Raw genomic sequence first — 17,246 nt, forward strand, 5'->3', positions numbered from 1 at the left:
GGAGGCACCACGCCTACGGCTGCTCCACGGCGGCCCACGTGCCGTGCTCCGCCGACCGCGCCATCGCGTCCAGTACGGCCGCGCTGTGCACGGCGTCCCGCAGGGTCGCCCCGTACGGGGTGCCCTCCGCGACGGAGCGCAGGAAGCGGTACGCCTCGATCACCTTCAGGTCGTCGTAGCCCATGGCGTTGGCGGCGCCCGGCTGGAAGGCGGCGAACTCGCCGTCCCCCGGACCGGCGAACACCGTGCTGACCGGCTGGTCCTGGTAGGCCGTCCCCCGGCTGACACCCAGTTCGTTCATGCGGCGGAAGTCCCAGAACACCGCGCCCCGGGTGCCGTGCACCTCGAAGCCGTAGGTGTTCTGCTCGCCGACCGAGACCCGGCAGGCCTCCAGCACGCCGCGCGCGCCGGAGGCGAAGCGGAGCAGGCAGCCGACGTAGTCCTCGTTCTCGACCGGGCCGGGCACGCCGCCCGCGGCCCGGGCGTGACCGGCGGTGGCCGCCGCCGGGCGTGCCCGCTCGGGCACGAAGACCGCCGTGTCGGCGGTCACGGCCGTGATGGCGCCGAGCAGGAACCGGGCCAGGTCGGCGCCGTGCGAGGCCAGATCGCCGAGCACCCCGCTGCCGCCGCGCTCCCGCCGGTAACGCCACGTCAGGGCGGACTCCGGGTGGGCGGCGTAGTCGCTGAACAGGCGGATGCGCGCATGCGTCACGGTGCCGATCTCCCCGGCGGCGATCAGGTCACGGGCCGTCTCCACCGCGGGCGCGTTGCGGTAGTTGAAGCCGACCGCGCCCTGGACGCCGGCCCGCGCGACCGCGTCCGCCACCGCGCGGGCGTCCCCGACGCCCAGGCCCACCGGTTTCTCGATCCACAGGTGCTTGCCGGCCTCGGCCATCGCCACGCCGATCTCGCGGTGCAGGAAGTTCGGCGCGGTGACGCTGACCGCCCGTACCCGCGGGTCGGCGGCCACCTCGCGCCAGTCGCGGGTCGCCGAGGCGAACCCGAACTGCGCGGCGGCCTCCTCGGCCCGCCCCGGCACCTCCTCGGCGACGGTCACCAGTTCCGGGCGCAGGGGGAGGAGCGGGTAGTGGTGGCGGACCCGGGCGTAGGCCCGGGTGTGGACCCGGCCCATCCAGCCGAATCCGACGACGGCGACACCGAACGCGTCCACGAGAACCCACCACCTCCGGATCGGTCCACCGGCACGGTCTGTCCGGTCCACCCTGGGCGCGGTTTCCCGCCACGTCAACGACCACGGCCCGCACACGCGGCCCGCCGTCCCCCGGACCCCGCCCGGCAGGGAGCGCCCCGGGCTCCGCCCGGCACGGATCGTCCCCGGGCCCTGCCCCGCCCGGCCCGGACCGGTCACCGGACGCCGGCCGATGCCTCGGCCACCCGCGTCGTGCGCCCCTCGCGAGAGGCGGGGAACGGCGCGGCAGCCGGCCCGGGCCCGCCGGGCCATGGACACCCGGCGGACGACCGGGGCCGCGGCGGAACGCGCCGTCAGGACCCGTCCCGGGCCGCCCGCCACTCCGGCGCGAGCACCGACCAGACCTCCATGTCGTAGCGCTTCCCGCGGTACAGGAAGCCCTCCCGCAGGACGCCGTCCTTGCGCATGCCGAGCCGCCGGGCCACGGCGATGCTCGCCTCGTTCTCCGCCGCGACCAGCCACTCCACGCGGTGCACGCCCCGTTCCTCGACGGCCCAGTCGATAAGGAGGCGCGCCGCCCGGGTCACCAGTCCCCGGCCCACCGCCGACGGCTCCAGCCAGCAGCCCGCCTCGGCCGTGCCCTGCGCGAGGTCCATCGTCCGGAAGAGGACCCCGCCGACCAGTGCGCCGTCCGCCCAGATGCCGTGGATCCGCCCGGTGTCGGCCACCGCCTTCTCCGCGTACGCCCGCAGGAACGCGCGGCTCGACTCCAGGTCGGTGACGGCGTCCGCCAGGCCGACGTACCGCCCGATGAAGTCCCGTCCCCGGTCGATGTGGGCGAGGAACTCCCCGGCCCGCCACGGTTCGAGCGGACGCAGTTCCGCGCCGTCGTCACCCAGGGATATCGCGTACATGTTGATGACCCTCCACGTTGTCGGACCGCTGCGGAACGCGGGGGGATCTTCTCACGGTGACGGGCCGGGTCAGCCGAGATCGATCGCGTACGCCTTCCGCAGCGTCTCGTGCACCGTCCACGTCGTACGGTCGCCCTCGCGCAGGACGGCCATGTCGCCGGGGCCGACCGTCAGCGTCGGGCCGTCCTCGACCTCGATGGTGGCCGATCCGCTGATCACGACGAACAGCTCGTCGGCCTCGGTGTCGGTGACGACGCCCGGCGTGATCTGCCAGACGCCGCGCACCCGGCGGCCGTCCGGCGACTCCCAGACCACCTTGCCGGTCACCTCGGGTGCCCCGGACACGATCTGCTCGGGGGCGAGGGGCTCGGGTTCGAGCTCGGCGTCGGGGATGTGGAGAACGAAGCTGTGGTCCAGGTCCATGCCCCGACCCTAGGCGGGGGAGTGCCGCCGCGGGGGCGACAGGTTGTGCCGAATCCGGCGGGGCGCCCGGACACTTCGTCGTGCGTACGGGAAGGCGCATCGGCGCAATGTGGTCGACGAAATTGTTGACAATTTTGTTTGGCTGGATTTACGCGCGACAGGTACTCACCCAGGGAGGGCACGCATGCCGGAACAAGCCCGTCCGGGCACCGGAGAGCAGGCCAAACAGCATGCGCTCGCGCGACTGCGGCAGGCGATCCTGCGCGGCGAGATGGCACCGGCCCAGCGGCTGGTGGAGAACGAACTCGCCGAGCAGTTCGGTGTGACACGGGCCGGCATCCGGGCCGCGCTGATCGATCTGGAGGCGCAGGGACTGGTCGAGCGGATCCGCAACCGCGGCTCGCGGGTGCGGGTGGTGACCGCGGAGGAAGCGGTCGCCATCACCGAGTGCCGCATGGCCCTCGAAGGACTGTGCGCGGCCAAGGCGGCCGTCGCGGCCAGCGACGAGCAGCTGGACGAACTGACCGGACTCGGCGTGGCGATGAGCAAGGCGGTGGCCGACGGCGAGCCGTTGGCCTACTCCGACCTCAACCACGAACTGCACACCCGCATCCGGGAGTTCTCCGGCCAGCGGACGGCCGTGGAACTGCTGGAGCGGCTCGACGCCCAGCTCGTGCGCCACCGCTTCCGGCTGGCGCTGCGCCCGGGGCGTCCCCGGCAATCCCTGAACGAGCACCTGGCCGTGATCGAGGCGATCCGGGCCAGGGACCCGCAGGCAGCCGAGGCGGCCGTCCGCGCCCACCTCACCTGCGTGATCGAGGCGCTGCGCGGCTGAGCCGGCGTGCCGTACGCCGGGGCCGACGCGCCGTGCGCCGGAACCGGTGCGCCGTGCGCCGAGGATCGCGAGGAGGCGGGCGCGAACCTGTCCATCAAGGAGATGTGAGCATGACGTACGGCAACGCGCCTGCCGCGGCCCCACGGTCCACCCTCGTGGTCACCGCGCACGCGGGGGACTTCTGTGGCGGGCGGGCGGAGCCGTCGCCCTGGTCGCCGCACGCGGGGAGAAGGTCACCATCGCGTGCCTGACCTTCGGTAAGCGCGGCGAGTCCGCCAGGGCCTGGCGCGAGGGGAGGACGCTGGAGGAGATCAAGGCGATCCGCCGGGAGGAGGCCGAGAAGGCCGCCGCCCCGCCGGGCGGCCGAGGACACGGGAGGCCCTCCCCGCCCGGTGGGGAACGCGGGGGCCGGAGGGGCGCGGGCGACGGGTGGCGGAGGAACGCGGGCGACGGGCGGCGGAGGAGCGCGGGCGACGGGCCGGGCCGGCCGCGAGCCGCGGCCGGCGGCGCGACCTCACCGCCACAGAGGCGGCCCGCCGCCCTCCCCGTGGAGACGGAGGGGGCGGCGGGGCTTCGTCCGCGGGGCGGCCTGCGCCTCAGCGCCCCCGGCGGGACAGCCAGGCGGCCGTCAGGGCGCCGGAGACGTTGTGCCAGACGGAGAACACCGCGGCCGGCAGCGCCGCCAGCGGACTGAAGTGGGCGGTGGCCAGCGAGGCCGCGAGCCCGGAGTTCTGCATGCCCACCTCGAATGCCATGGCCCGGCTGGCCGGCTCGCCGAGCCGGGCGACGCGCCCCGCGCCGTACCCCAGCGCCAGGCCCAGGCCGTTGTGCAGCACGACGGCGACGAAGACCAGCGCGGCGGCCGACTTGATGGCGTCGGCGCTGCCCGCCACCACCACGGCCACGATCACGGCGATCGTCAGCGCGGACAGCCACGGCAGCACCGGCAGCGCCCGCTGCACCCACCGGCCCGCGACGAGCCGGACCACGAGGCCCGCCAGCACCGGCAGCAGCACCGTCTTGAGGATGTCGGTCACCATCGAACCGGCGTCGACCGGGAGGTACTCACCGGCCAGCAGCAGCGTCAGCGGCGGGGTCACCAGCGGGGCGACAAGGGTGGAGACGGTGGCGACGGAGACGGACAGGGCGACATCACCGCGCGCCAGGTACGTCACCACGTTGGAGGCGGTGCCGCTGGGGGCGCAGCCGACGAGGATCACGCCGGCGGCCAGCTGCGGCGGGAGCTGGAGCAGATGGGCGACGGCCCAGCCCAGGCCCGGCATGATGACGTAGTGCGCGACCAGCCCGAGGGCCACCGCCCAGGGCCGTTGGGCGACTCCGCGGAAGTCCTGCGGGGTCATGGTGATGCCCATGCAGAACATCACGACACCCAGCAGGTACGGCACCGCCTCGCTCCCGCCGGAGAAGGTCCCCGGGAGCAGCAGCCCCAGGGCGCCGGCCACGAGGACGAGGACCGGGAAGAGGGTGACGGCACGCCGCGCGGAGCGATCGCCGGAGGCGTCATGGCCATGGTGTTCGAGTTGTTCGGTTCGCACCGTGCGAGGTAACGCCTGGTCACGGGGATGACGCAAGACCGTCTCGCGATGCGATCACCGGACGGGCCGCACTCCGTACGGGTGACGCCGCCGCGGCCCGCACCGCCGGTGCGAGGGCCGGTGCCGTCCCGACCGGTCATCCGCATGAGGTAGGCTTGACCTGTGTTGATCACGCGGTTCGCCGCGTGAGGCACATCGGGACGTGGCGCAGCTTGGTAGCGCACTTGACTGGGGGTCAAGGGGTCGCAGGTTCAAATCCTGTCGTCCCGACTCGTGAGAGTCACAGATCAGGGCCGGTTTCGGAGACATCCGAAACCGGCCCTTGACCGTGTCTGGGGACCAGTGGGGGACCGGCGCTGCTTGACCGGTGTCAGCGGGTGAGGGCGATCGGGCTCGGGGCGAGCGCGGGGCGCGGACCGCGCCGAGGTGTGCGGAGAGTGCTGCGCCGACGGTCGTGATCTTGTGGACGTCCGGGTGGAGATGGCGCCGGGTGGTGAGGGAGCCGTGGCCGGGCTTGGTGACGACGTCGTCCCGGTGGGTCGCACCCCGGCGTCGAGCCTCTGCGGCCTGCTGCCGGGCCGCTGCCGCCTCCGCTCTGGCCCTGCCCTGGTCCTCCGCAGCGGGATCCGGCAGCTCGTCCCCGGCCGGGTACACGGCCTGCCTGCGGTGGACGTTGCGCTGGTGGGCAAGCGGTCATTCACGGTGCGTCCCGGCGCCTGGTCCACGTCATGCCGAATGCCGTCGGCTGCCGGTCCTGTCGCTCGGAGCAAGCCGTTCTCGTTCGACGGCGTCGAGAGCATCGATGAGGATCGTCATGCCTTCGTCTGCTTCCTCGTCGTCCAACGTCAGCGGCGGAGCCATCCTCAGCGTGCTGCCGTGCAGTCCCCCCTTGCCGACAAGAAGGCCTCGTCTCCTGGTTTCCTCCAGCACGGTAGCCGCTGCCGTCGGGCTGTGTTTCCCCGTCGCCGGCTCGATCAGGTCGATGGCGAACATGAAGCCCTTGCCCCGTACGGCGCTGACCATGGGCAGTCGCTCGGCGGCCGTGCGCAGGGCGGCGATCATCTTCGTGCCCAATCGGTGCACGTGGGCCTGCAGGTGATGGCTGAGCAGGTAGTCGAGGGTGGCGTTTGCGGCCGTGGTCGACAAGGGGTTGCCACCGAAGGTCGAGATGCCCTGAGCGGGGAGGGAGTCGAGCAACTCCCCTCGTGCGACGACGCCGCCGATCGCGAATCCGTTGCCGAGCCCCTTGGCGAACGTCATGGCGTCAGGGGTGACGCCATGGGCCTGGATACCCCAGAACGACTCGCCGGTCCGGCCCCAGCCCGTCTGCACCTCGTCCGAGATGAGGAGGATGCCCCGGTCGTCCAGGACTTCCTTGAAATCCTTGAACAGGCCGTCGGGTACGGCGGTGAAGCCGCCGACTCCTTGTATGGGCTCGGCGATGAGGCAGGCGACGTCGCTCGCCAGTGCGGTGTCGAGGCAGTCGCGCAGGTCCTCGACGCAGAACCTCGCGTATGCCTCGTCGGTCAGCCAGGGGAAACTCTCCCGGTCCGTGCCGTGCAGGTAGTGCACGTTCAGGGGGGAGAGCGAGGAGTTCTTCCACCTGCGGTTCCCGGTGACCGCGGACGCTCCGTACGACCGGCCGTGATAGCTGTTGCGCAGGGCCAGGACTTGGTCGGAGCCGCGTGCGTGGGTGGCCAGGAGAAGCGCCGTTTCGTTGGCCTCGGTACCGGAGTTGGTGAAGAAGACCTTGGCGTCCGGCAGGCCGGACAGCTTCGTGATCTTCTCGGCCAGCTCCACCTGCGAGCGGATCAGGTACAGGGTGGATGTATGGACGATGCCGGTGCTGAGCTGGCGTTCCACCGCTTCGCGGACCTCTTGGACGTCGTATCCCAGCATGTTCGTGAGGATGCCGCCGAAGAAGTCCAGGTAGCTCTTCCCGTCGGCGTCGAAAACACGGCAGCCCTTGCCGCTGAGGATCTCCAGAGGCTGCTCGTAGTAGGGGGACACCCAGGCCGGCATGACGGCCTGATGCCTGGTGAACAGATCGGACACGGCGGGGTCTCACTTTCCTGTCGAGGTACGCATCGAGAGGAGCCGCAGCAGGCACAGCAGGCCGACGGGCTCATGGCGATCGTGCGCGACGCATGAGGCGTGCCGCCCGGTGAGGAGGCGGGCGCGTCGGTGCTGCGATCCGGCTCTGGAGAGTCGGCTCGAAGCGTGGTCAACCACCGTGCGCCGAAAAGGGCTTGGGGCACGGTGGTTCACGTCTGGCATCCGGCGGTTATGACCTACGCCACCTTGACACCGTCCAGTCAGCCCGTGCAAGCATTATCGCTATACGGATTAAATATTCCGCATTGCGGAAGACATGACGAAGCTCCGCTGACTGCCGTCCCAGCACGAGAGCCGCCCGGGCGGACGTGCGGGGGCTTGCGCACTCCTGGGGACCACCGCTGCCGCGTGTCCTGTCCAAGACCGCCTCGAGAAGGAGAGCCCTGACTTGCGTTCCATGCTGAAGTCCAAGATCCACCGAGCCACCGTCACGCAGGCCGACCTGCACTACGTGGGGTCCTTGACCATCAGCAAGGACCTCATGGAGAGCGCCGACCTGCTGCCCGGCGAAAAGGTCGACATCGTCGACATCGACAACGGCGCACGCCTGAGCACCTATGTGATCGAGGGCCCCGCGGGCGAAGGCACCATCGGGATCAACGGTGCGGCGGCTCGCCTCATCCAGCCGGGCGACCTCGTCATCATCATCGCGTACACGACAGTCAGTGACGAGGAAGCCCGCCGGCTCAAGCCCCGGATCGTGTTCGTCAACGAGAAGAACCAGGTGATCAGCGAGGGAAGCGACCCGGCCGAGGCACCGGAGGGCTCCGGCCTGCTCCGCGGTGACCTCGCGGCCTCCTGAAGACCGCTGATCGAACGCCACCGCTTCATACCCGCGGCAACGCGTCCCCCCACCCGGAGTTCCGGTGACACTGAGAGGTACTTCATGAGCGCGAACAGCGTCGAGCGCACAGCAGTCGTGACCAACGCCCTGTCCCGTCACTACGACGTGGTCGCAGAGGCCGCCAGGATCATGGGGCGGCAGTCGGCAGTGCCCGAGGGGGAGTTCGAGCCCGGCTTCGAACTGCCCGAGCTGAGCACGGAGATGGAGCAGTACTTCGCTGCCTCGGACGTGGCCCTGGGGGAGCTCGGCGAGTACCGGGGCCGCCGTCTCACGCTGCTCGACATGATGCGCAACCCCCACACCCGGACGACGAAGACCTTCGCCTCCCTGGTGATGGTGGCCCGGGCCGTGCACCACATCCAGACCACCGGTGAACGCATCCTCATCCTCACCCCGTCGTCGGCGAACAAGGCCACCGCCCTGCGCGACGCGGTCTGGCGCGCCATCGACGCGGGACTCGTCACCCGTGACCAGCTGCGCATCGCGGTCATCGTGCCCACCGCCTCCCAGCCCAAGCTCTGGTCCTCACCGCTCAGCACGGATCCCGACCTGCGCCGACGGAACCCGGTCATGGTGTACGACGGCCCGGAGCGCGCATCCGTCAAGGATCTCGCCCGCGCCTTCATGGACAAGTACGCGTCGGTGATCGAGGAGGACTGCACCCTCAAGATCTGGTACACGCTGAACATCGCGAACTACAAGGTGGCCGACGCCGTTCGCGCCGCCGTGGAGGACGAGTTCTTCACCGGCGCGGACAGCGGGTCCCGGCTCCACGCGCACTCGGTGTCCAGCGCCTACGGGCTTCTCGGTCACCATGCCGGCCACCGGCTCCTCGGCGACCTCCGGGAACGCCCCGCCACCGAGGCTCCGCGTTATCTCCTGGTGCAGCACCTGGACACCCCGGACATGGTGCTGCATCTGCGCAACGGCTCCTTCTCCCGGGACAACATCCCGCCGTACACCTACGACCCGGTCACCGGCCTGCACCACCAGGAAACGGACCCGCACTTCCCGTTCACCACGGCGGACCCGGACGAGACGCTCGAGACGACCTTCTACACCCACACGCCCGTGACGTCGGACGAGATGACGTCGATCATCCGTACCAACGGCGGAGACGGGATCGTCGTCTCGCTCCACGAATGCATCACGCGGTATCCGCAGATCCGGACGATGCTGGCACGCGCCGGCGTCCAGCTGCCCGCAGACCTGCGGGCACTGCGCGAATGGTCGCTGGTCATGGCCCTCACCGGCGTACTGAACGCCATCGACCGGGACCTGGTCGCCCCCGGCGAGGACATCCTCGTCCACGGCAGCGGGTGCTACGCGCAGCAGGACTACCGAACGCTGTCCCGTGCGGAACTCACCGAGGTCTACGACGTCGAGACGGCGTGTGACGTCATCCGTACCGCAGTATCGGCCTGACCGTGCAGCGGGCAAGCCGGTCGCCGGAGAGGGGAACCATGCCTCAGGGTGCCGCAGGCGGTGCGTCCGCCGAAGAGGACGCCGTCCTGGCAGCCGTGACCATCCGGGGGCAGGTGGAAACGGAAGAGCTGGTGGTGCGCTATGCGGGCGCTCCCGAAGGGCTCACCTACCTGCTCCCCCACGTCAAGGACCACTTCTTCACGGAAGTCACCGAGACGGAAGAGCGGCGTGTGGGGTCACCGCAGGCGCTGACGGACCCGCAGGACGCCGACATCCTGCTGTCCGGGGCGCCGCTGGAACAGATCCGCGCCCTCCCCGCGGACAGGTCCGTGGTGGCCCCGTTCCGGATCCACATGATCTGCGATGTGCGCGGTGGCGCGGAGGAAGCCTTCAACCGCGTGGCGGCCAAGGAGCGGCGCAACATCAGGCGCTGCCTGCGGCAGCAGGGCTACACCTACACCTTCGCCACCGGGGACGACGCCTTCATCGCCTTCTACGACGAGATGTACCTGCCCACCATGGACGTGCGGCACTCGAAGCAGGCCCGCACGGTGGAGCGTGAGCGCGCCCTGCACGACATCTTCCGACGCGGACTGCTGATGCTCGTCAGTGACCGGGACGGAACGGCCGTCGGAGGAGCCGCCTGCCGCGTGGACCGGGATGCGCGCACCCTGCACGTGAGACTCATGGGAGTGCGAGGTGGCGACGTCGGCCTGCTCAAGCTCGGCGTCGTCCGCGCGACCTACGGCTTCCTCATCCAGTGGGCGGCGGAGAACGACTTCGACTGGATGGACCTTCAGGGCTGCGAGCCGTTCCTGACGAAGGGAACCATGCAGTCCAAGAGCCTGCTCGGCGCCCGCGCCGTGATCCCCGACATCCCCCTGGGGCGGCTGGCGCTACGGCTGCAACCCGTCCGCGACACCCCCGCGGTGCGCACCAGCCTGGTGCGCAACCCCTTGTTGATCCACGGCGAAGACGGAGCGTCCGTGGGCGTGGGGTACTTCCAGGACGCCACCCGGTCCCCGCGCACCGACCTGCCCCACCCAAAGCTCGGTGTGGAATTCGTCCGCCACCTCGACCTGGACGAACTGTTCACCCCGGGAACGTGACACGGCGCCCGAGCGCCATCAGCGGTCAACAGAAAGGTGCCTCATGCGCGTCGGCGTCGTCGTACTGCCCGAGCATCGATGGGAGCAGGCCAGAGCCGTGTGGCGTGGCGTCGAGGACATGGGCTTCGACCACGCCTGGACCTACGACCATCTGTCCTGGCGTTCCCTGCGCGAGGGCCCGTGGTTCGGCACCTACGCCACACTCACCGCCGCGGCCACGGTGACCGAACGCATCCGCCTGGGCACCCTCGTCACCTCTCCGAACTTCCGGCACCCGGTGACCTGGGCCAAGGAGATCATGTCGATCGACGACATCTCCGGTGGCCGGGTCATCGCCGGCATCGGCGCAGGCGGCGGCGGATACGATGCCGAGGTGCTGGGGCAGGCGCAGCTCAGCGCGCGGGAGAAGGCGCTGCGGTTCCACGAGTTCGTCGAGCTCGCCGACGGACTGCTCAGGCGGGAGACGCACGACTACGAAGGGCGCTTCTACACCGCCAGGGGTGCTCGGATGGCACCCGGCTGCGTTCAGCGCCCGAGAGTGCCGTTCGCCATCGCCGCCACCGGTCCGCGAGGGCTCCGGCTCGCCGCGCGCTTCGGGCAGATGTGGGTGACCAACGGCGACCCGAAGAGGTTCGCCGCCGTCCCGGAGGCCGAATCCCTGCGTCTCATCCGCGACCAGCTGCGGCAGTTCGGTCTGGCCTGCGAGGAGGCCGGGCGGGACGTCGCCGAAGTGGCGACCATGGTCAACGGCAGTGTGGTGGGTGAGGAGCCACTCGCCTCGGTGGAAAGGTTCGTCGACTTCGCCGGCTCGTGCGCGCAGGCCGGTTTCACGGATCTCACCGTGCACTACCCGCGGCCCGAGGGCCCGTTCGCCAGTGACCTCCGCGTCTTCGAACGCATTGCACGCGATGCCCTGCCCGTGGTGCGGCGCATGCAACCGGCGCCTCCTCGTGGCACGGCGGCGGACACAGAGAAGTGCAGCGGAAGGGAGAACTGACATGTGCGGTGTGGTCGGATGGGTGGACTTCCACCGGGACCTGCGCAAGGAACACATCACGATCGAAGCGATGACGCGGAGCCTGGAGTCCCGGGGTCCCGACGGGGCGGGGACGTGGACGAGTCCGTACGCCGCCCTCGGCCACCGGCGCCTGGCCGTCATCGACCTCGACGGCGGGCAGCAGCCCATGGTCGCCGAAACCGGGTCACGCGGGGAGAACCTCGTGCTCGTGTACAACGGCGAGATCTACAACTACCGCGAGCTGCGGCAGGCCCTGGCGCGCCGGGGGCACGTCTTCGCGTCGGCTTCCGACACCGAAGTCGTTCTGCGCGCCTACCAGGAATGGGGCGCTCAGTGCGTCGAGCACCTCAACGGCATGTTCGCCTTCGCGGTATGGGACGCGGTGCGCGAGGAGCTCTTCCTGGCACGTGACCGTATGGGGATCAAGCCGCTCTACTACGCGGAGCACGAGGGCGGACTGCTCTTCGCCTCGGAACCCAAGGGGATCTTCGCCCACCCCACGTTCGAGGCCCAGGTCGACGAGGACAAGCTTCCGATCCTGCTCAATCCGCGTCTCGCGGTGCCGGGTGAGACCCCGCTGCACGGCGTGCGCGAGGTCAAGCCGGCGCACGTCGTACGGATGGACCGGCGCGGGATCCACGAGTACCCCTACTGGCGGCTGGTCAGCCGCGAGCACACGGACAGTCTGGATGTCACGGTCAAGACCGTCCGTGAACTGCTGGAGGACATCGTCGCCCGGCAAACGGTCGCCGACGTACCCGTGTCCTCCATGCTCTCCGGCGGCCTGGACTCGACCGCGGTCTCGGCCCTCGCCGCACGTGCCCTCGCGCGCCGGTCCGACGCGCCGTTGCAGACGTTCTGCGTCGGATACGAGACCGATGAGGAACACTTCCGGCCCACCGCGCTGCGGCCCGAGGCGGACACCCCCTACGCGCGCATCGCGGCCGAGTTCATGGGCAGCCGGCACCGCGACGTCATCCTTCCGACCGACCGGATGGCCGAGACCCTGCCGATCGTGCGGCGCGCCCGTGACCTGCCGAGCCTGGGCCAGTTCGACACGTCGATCTACCTGCTGTTCAAGGAGGTCCGCAAGCACGCCACCGTGGCGCTGACCGCTGAGGCCGCGGACGAGGTGTTCGGCGGCTATCCGTGGTTCCACGACGAGAAGACCGTCTGGCAGGACACCTTCCCCTGGATGGGCGACGCCCCGCGCCTGGCCGACTGCCTCGCCCCCGACGTCCAGCGCAGGGTTCGTCCCCTGGAGGCCGAACGGGACCGCTATCACACCCTGCGCGCCCAGGTGCCCCGGCTTCCCGGCGAGACCGGCCTGAACGCCCGCATGCGCGAGGTCCTCCACTTCAGTCTCGCCGGACCTCTGCAGTCCCTGCTGGACAAGAACGACCGCATGAGCATGGCGGTGGGGCTGGAGACGCGGGTGCCGTTCTGCGACCACCGGCTCATCGAGTACGTGTGGAACGTGCCCTGGACGATGAAAACCGCCGACGGCCGCGAGAAGAGCCTGCTGCGGATGGCCGCGGGCGACGTGGTGCCGCCACAGACCCTGCAGCGGAAGAAGAGCGGCTATCCAGGCACGCATGACCCAGCCTATGAGGCGGCGGTCCACTCCGAAGTGGACCGGATCCTCGGTGACCACTCCTCCCCCCTGCACGGCCTGCTCGACCGTGGCCGGGTGGACGCCCTGCGAAGCGGCGGTCAGCAGACCATGACGCTCCTCAATTCGGCGCACCTGCTGCTTCCCCTGATCGAGATCGACGCATGGATGCGTGACTACCGCATCGGCATTCGCTGACATCCACGACAAGGAGTGACATGTCCCAGGCCCAGAAGGCCGGTGGAAGAGGACTGCTGGCGGTCCTGCTCACGGGGCAGCTGATGGCCAATGTGGACACCGCCATCATCTATGTGGCCGCTCCGTCCATCCAGTCCGGGCTGCACGCCTCGGGCGCCCAGCTGGAGCTGGTGGTGTCGGGCTACGTTCTGTCCTATGCGGTGCTCCTGGTCACCGGCGCCCGGCTCGGAGACTCTTACGGCCATCGCCGGATCTTCCTGGCCGGCCTCGCTCTGTTCACCGCGACGTCGCTGGCGTGCGGCATCGCTCCCGAAGCCGGCTTCCTTGTCGTCGCGCGCATTCTGCAGGGAGCGGGTGCCGCACTGATGGTTCCCCAGGTCCTCATAGGGATCCAGCGCCACTTTTCGGGCGCCCTGCGGGCCCGTGCCCTCGGCGCCTACGCGCTGACGCTCGGCGGGGCCGCCGTAGGAGGTCAGGTGCTCGGCGGGTTGCTCACTTCCCTGCACACGGCGGACAGCTGGAGGCTGATCTTCCTCATCAATGTGCCGGTGGGCGTGTCCCTCTTCCCCCTCGCCCGGCGTCTGCTGCCCGCGCCCGATTCCGGCGCGCGGGCCGCGGCGCGTCTCGACGTCAGGGGCACGGTCACGCTGTCGGCCGCTCTGCTGCTGACGACCGTGCCCCTGATCGTGGGCCGCGAGCACGGCTGGCCGGCCTGGTCCTGGTGGTGCATGGCCGTCGGCGTCGTGGCCGGCGGTCTCTTCCTCCTGGTGGAACGCCGGGTGAAACGGCAGGGGGGCAGGCCCCTGGTCGATCTCGGGGTTCTCGCCAGGCCGGTGATGAGCTGGGGCCTCACCGCCAATGTCCTCGGTGCGAGCACGAACTTCGCGCTCCTGTTCGTGATGGCTCTCTACCTGCAACAGGGCCTCGGGCTCTCCCCGCTCTACTCGGGCGCGGCGGTCATGGCCTGGCCTGTGACGTTCGGCCTGGCCGGCCACCTGCTGGGCCGCTTCCCAGGGCGCTTCTCGGCCCACCCCGCCGCTGTGGGGTACGCGATCCTCGCCGCCTCCTACGCGGCCATGGGACTGTGCGCCCTCGGTGGTCTGAGCAGCGGTGCGGTCCTGATGCTCACGGTCGCGGTCGGGGGCTTCGGTCTCGGCATCGGATTCAGCGCACTGCTGAGGAACCTGACCACGGCCCTGCCCGAGAGGTACGCCCCGGAAATCAGCGGTCTCGTCAACATGACCACCCAGATCGGCGGGGCCGTCGGCGTCGCTCTCTTCGGCGGTGTCTACCTGATGGCAGCGGGTTCACACCCTCCCACGCACGCGGAACAGGCGTTCGGCATCACGACCTTCGCCTGCTCGGTGGCGGCGTGCCTCGCCGCCACCACCGCGTACCTGTCCTTGAGACAGCGGGCCGGTACGTCTCGCACGGCGGCCGGCTCCCGGCCGGAGCCGGCCGACGCGGCACTCACGGCCGGTACCGGCAAGCCAGGTGCCTGACCGAGAAGACCGGAAGAAGCGAACCCGAAAGGACGCCCCGTGGCCCGGCCTGCCGTGCTCGTGTGCGATCCGATGTCCCGGCTGCGATCCGATGTCCCGGCGCAGCACCGTCGCGCTGCTGCCGGACCGCACCGTGCGCCACCGCATGGCTGTGCTCCGTGTACCAAGGCACGGATGCGACGGGCGAGAACGTCGGTATCCCGGGATGCGGCAGGATCGGCAAACGGCGGCCAAGAGGCTTTCCGGCATCGACGCCGCCTTACGCACCGCGCCACCTGTGTCGGTGCTCTGTCCCACGGCCTCGTGGGTTGCGTCGGCTTCAACCACATACAGCCTCGGACCGTGTAGACGGATCGGCCGCCCCTTCTCCCAACACCGTCCGGCGTGGACGACTTCTCTCGCCTCACTGCCGATCGACTCGCTGTGTCCATGGAAGAAGCCGCGGGCCTCGGCGGCCTTCTGATCGTCCATGCAGAGGACCCACACGCGCTGGAAAAAGCTCCGCGTCTCGCCGGCCCGAAGTATGCCGACCACCTTCAGACCCGGCCCCGCGACTCCGAGGACGTGGCCATCAGCAACCTGATACAAGTCGCCCAGCGTCTGAACGCTCGCGTACACGTCCTGCACCTGTCGTCTTCCGACGCGCTCCCGGCACCGCGGGGAACGGGTGGTCCGGGTCCGGGAAGTGGGCGGGAGGTGGCGGCCGATCGGCTCCTGGGCTTGGTCGGTGACGTTCTCGATGGTGGCGGCGCCGCAGCTGACGTTTGTCAGGTCGAAGAGACCGTAGAGGTCGCGGTCGATGACCTGGGGGCAGGGCCGGTCGGTGCGCTCGCAGCCGTCGCGCGGGTAATCGATGGGGTCGCCCGCGGCCCGGATGGCCCCGGCGGTGTAGGAGTCACCCAGGGCAACCCACTGGTAGTCCGCCGCGGCGGCGGGTTGCGCCCTGGCGAGCTGCGCGGGGACAAGAGCGCCGGCGGCGAGCTGCGGCCGAGCCGAGCAGGGCCGGACGAGTGCGGAAGCGTGCCACGAATCCTCCAGGGATACGGCGTTGGTGTCGCTTTGACTCTAAGGAAGTGGTCACTGAAAGCGCTGGATCCGATACAGAAGGCCATCATCGGGTGGTGGGGATGCCCCTCTGTGGGTGACCGAGTCCGGCGTGTCGATCACTTGCTCCTTGCCGGCGACCGCTTTACTGCGGCACTTGCCCAGCGCAGGAAAGGCTCTTGATCGACTGCAGGATTCCGACGGCCCCCGTCCTGCCGGTGGCTGTCTTGTTCTCGATCATCGGTGAACTCGGCCTCCGGCAGCCGACGGCCTTGGGAAACTTGGCCCTCGGGACGGCTGGTGGAACCCCTCGGCTTCCAGGAATCCCGGTTCTTCGGCACTGGTGACGGAAAGGCTGCTGAACCACCGTTTGCGGCAAGACGGCTGCCTCATGGATGGCAACCACCGGTCGGCGCCAGATGCCGCGGGCGCGTATCAGGCCGATGGTGGCGGTGACAAAGGTGGCGACGCCGCCGTGGTCGAGGCGGCCGAGGTACGGCCGGTGTGGTCGGTGATGGTGGAGCGGCCGCCGAAGAAGTCGATGCGCTGCCCGTCGGCGCCGGTGGAGGAGGCCGGGTTGGGGGCGAGGACGTACATGGCGTTGCCGAGGGCGCGGGCCCGGTTCTGGATGCCGAAAGTGGCGGAGGCGACGCCGGGCAGGGGGGTGGCTCGTCACCGGCAACCCGATCCGCCCCGTCGTGTTCACCGGGAACGCCGCCAAGGCCGTCCCCGCCCTCGGCGTGGAGGGCCACACCCCCGCCCGCCGACCGTGTATGTCACCGGCGGTGCGCAGGGCGGCGAGCAGATCAACGGCTTGATCCGCGAGAACCTGCCGTGGCTGCCGTCCGTCGCCAACGTGATCCACCAGTGCGGACCGGCCGAACTGGGTGCAGAAGTTCAGGCAGGCCGCCGAGGCATTACCATCCGAGCCGCGTGCCCGGTACCGGGCCGACGGATACGTGGGCCCGGAACTGCCCGATGTCCTCGCCCTGGCCTCCGTCGTCGTCGCCCGCAGCGGCGCGGGCACCGTCTCGGAGCCGACGGCCCTCGGCAAGCCCTCCGTCCTCGTGCCGCTTGCCTCCTCGGCCGGCAATGACCAGGAGCACAACGCACTCCACCTGGAGCGGGCCGGGGCCGCGGTCGCGCTCACGGGGACCGCGCGAAGGCCGGTGCGCTCCGGGCCGCTCTGGGGCCCGTACTGTCCGGCCCGCAGCAGCGGGAGGCGATGGCACAGGCGGCACGCGCGATGGGTAAGCCGGACGCCGTGTCTTGGCCGGTCGAACTGCTGCTGAGGGATGTGCCCAGGAAACACCGCTGAATCGGTGGTCATCGGCGACGAACTTCGCGATCGACCGCGCCGGGAGCATCCGGCCGTCCGGCAGCACGGTGACCGTCCTGGACGAGTAAGTCCGAAGTGTTGGTCAGTGGTCGTAAGCGGTCGGTGAGCGGGTGGTCGGTGTCCCTGTCTGCCGGTTGTGCCGGATGACCGTGGTCGGGGTGA

At 70.3% G+C, this 17,246-nt stretch carries 14 protein-coding genes, 1 tRNA gene and 2 pseudogenes; 11 read left to right on the forward strand and 6 right to left on the reverse strand.

The window, feature by feature from the left end; all coding sequences use genetic code 11:
* Positions 1 to 13: 13 nt before the first annotated feature.
* The 3 genes from ABZ340_RS05965 to ABZ340_RS05975 all read right to left on the reverse strand — a co-directional run bounded on the left by ABZ340_RS05965 (position 14) and on the right by ABZ340_RS05975 (position 2,481).
* Positions 14 to 1,171, reverse strand: a complete 1,158-nt coding sequence (locus ABZ340_RS05965) for a Gfo/Idh/MocA family oxidoreductase (RefSeq protein ID WP_358780520.1) — start codon at positions 1,169 to 1,171, stop codon at positions 14 to 16.
* 332 nt (positions 1,172 to 1,503) lie between these two features.
* The gene (locus tag ABZ340_RS05970; protein WP_358780521.1) at positions 1,504 to 2,064 is read right to left on the reverse strand and encodes a GNAT family protein; all 561 of its coding nucleotides are present in this window, start codon (positions 2,062 to 2,064) and stop codon (positions 1,504 to 1,506) included.
* A gap of 69 nt (positions 2,065 to 2,133) precedes the next feature.
* Complete coding sequence (locus ABZ340_RS05975; protein ID WP_358780557.1) at positions 2,134 to 2,481, reverse strand: cupin domain-containing protein; 348 nt, start codon at positions 2,479 to 2,481, stop codon at positions 2,134 to 2,136.
* Between the two features lie 190 nt (positions 2,482 to 2,671).
* Between ABZ340_RS05975 and ABZ340_RS05980 the strand changes: the two genes are divergently transcribed.
* Together ABZ340_RS05980 and ABZ340_RS05985 are read left to right on the forward strand one after the other, a co-directional pair.
* Complete coding sequence (locus tag ABZ340_RS05980) at positions 2,672 to 3,322, forward strand: GntR family transcriptional regulator (RefSeq protein ID WP_358780522.1); 651 nt, start codon at positions 2,672 to 2,674, stop codon at positions 3,320 to 3,322.
* Positions 3,323 to 3,432: 110 nt separating this feature from the next.
* Positions 3,433 to 3,674, forward strand: a pseudogene (locus ABZ340_RS05985) (PIG-L family deacetylase); the annotation flags it as partial.
* A 244-nt stretch (positions 3,675 to 3,918) separates the two neighbouring features.
* On the opposite strand, the gene ABZ340_RS05990 reads toward ABZ340_RS05985, so the two are convergent.
* Entirely contained in the window at positions 3,919 to 4,878 is a 960-nt protein-coding gene (locus ABZ340_RS05990) for a bile acid:sodium symporter family protein (RefSeq protein ID WP_358780523.1), read from the reverse strand.
* A gap of 196 nt (positions 4,879 to 5,074) precedes the next feature.
* Between ABZ340_RS05990 and ABZ340_RS05995 the strand changes: the two genes are divergently transcribed.
* Positions 5,075 to 5,148: transfer RNA gene (locus ABZ340_RS05995), tRNA-Pro, on the forward strand.
* A gap of 456 nt (positions 5,149 to 5,604) precedes the next feature.
* Here the strand turns inward: ABZ340_RS05995 and ABZ340_RS06000 are convergent.
* Entirely contained in the window at positions 5,605 to 6,933 is a 1,329-nt protein-coding gene (locus tag ABZ340_RS06000; RefSeq protein WP_358780524.1) for an aspartate aminotransferase family protein, read from the reverse strand.
* Between the two features lie 457 nt (positions 6,934 to 7,390).
* Here ABZ340_RS06000 and panD point away from each other — a divergent pair, with 457 nt between their 5' ends.
* The 7 genes and pseudogenes from panD to ABZ340_RS06035 all read left to right on the forward strand — a co-directional run.
* Positions 7,391 to 7,795: an aspartate 1-decarboxylase gene (panD, locus tag ABZ340_RS06005; protein ID WP_358780558.1), complete on the forward strand. Its 405-nt coding sequence runs from the start codon at positions 7,391 to 7,393 to the stop codon at positions 7,793 to 7,795.
* A gap of 84 nt (positions 7,796 to 7,879) precedes the next feature.
* Positions 7,880 to 9,262 carry a DUF6002 family protein gene (locus ABZ340_RS06010; RefSeq protein ID WP_358780525.1) on the forward strand — a complete coding sequence of 461 codons (1,383 nt, stop codon included), beginning with the start codon at positions 7,880 to 7,882 and terminating at the stop codon, positions 9,260 to 9,262.
* A gap of 113 nt (positions 9,263 to 9,375) precedes the next feature.
* Positions 9,376 to 10,371, forward strand: coding sequence for a GNAT family N-acetyltransferase (locus ABZ340_RS06015; RefSeq protein ID WP_358780526.1), 996 nt, complete (start codon positions 9,376 to 9,378; stop codon positions 10,369 to 10,371).
* Between the two features lie 43 nt (positions 10,372 to 10,414).
* The gene (locus ABZ340_RS06020) at positions 10,415 to 11,368 is read left to right on the forward strand and encodes an LLM class flavin-dependent oxidoreductase (protein WP_358780527.1); all 954 of its coding nucleotides are present in this window, start codon (positions 10,415 to 10,417) and stop codon (positions 11,366 to 11,368) included.
* Between the two features lies 1 nt (position 11,369).
* Positions 11,370 to 13,199 (forward strand): asparagine synthase (glutamine-hydrolyzing), encoded by a 1,830-nt coding sequence (gene asnB / locus ABZ340_RS06025; RefSeq protein ID WP_358780528.1) that lies wholly within the window; start codon positions 11,370 to 11,372, stop codon positions 13,197 to 13,199.
* Between the two features lie 20 nt (positions 13,200 to 13,219).
* Positions 13,220 to 14,701: an MFS transporter gene (locus ABZ340_RS06030; protein ID WP_358780529.1), complete on the forward strand. Its 1,482-nt coding sequence runs from the start codon at positions 13,220 to 13,222 to the stop codon at positions 14,699 to 14,701.
* 372 nt (positions 14,702 to 15,073) lie between these two features.
* Positions 15,074 to 15,352, forward strand: a pseudogene (locus ABZ340_RS06035) (allantoinase); the annotation flags it as partial.
* Positions 15,353 to 16,180: 828 nt separating this feature from the next.
* Here the strand turns inward: ABZ340_RS06035 and ABZ340_RS06040 are convergent.
* Positions 16,181 to 16,342, reverse strand: a complete 162-nt coding sequence (locus ABZ340_RS06040) for a hypothetical protein (protein WP_358780530.1) — start codon at positions 16,340 to 16,342, stop codon at positions 16,181 to 16,183.
* Between the two features lie 362 nt (positions 16,343 to 16,704).
* Between ABZ340_RS06040 and ABZ340_RS06045 the strand changes: the two genes are divergently transcribed.
* Positions 16,705 to 17,037 (forward strand): glycosyltransferase, encoded by a 333-nt coding sequence (locus tag ABZ340_RS06045; protein ID WP_358780559.1) that lies wholly within the window; start codon positions 16,705 to 16,707, stop codon positions 17,035 to 17,037.
* Positions 17,038 to 17,246 lie beyond the last annotated feature (209 nt).

Source organism: Streptomyces sp. NPDC006134 (assembly GCF_040628835.1).
GTDB lineage: Bacteria > Actinomycetota > Actinomycetes > Streptomycetales > Streptomycetaceae > Streptomyces.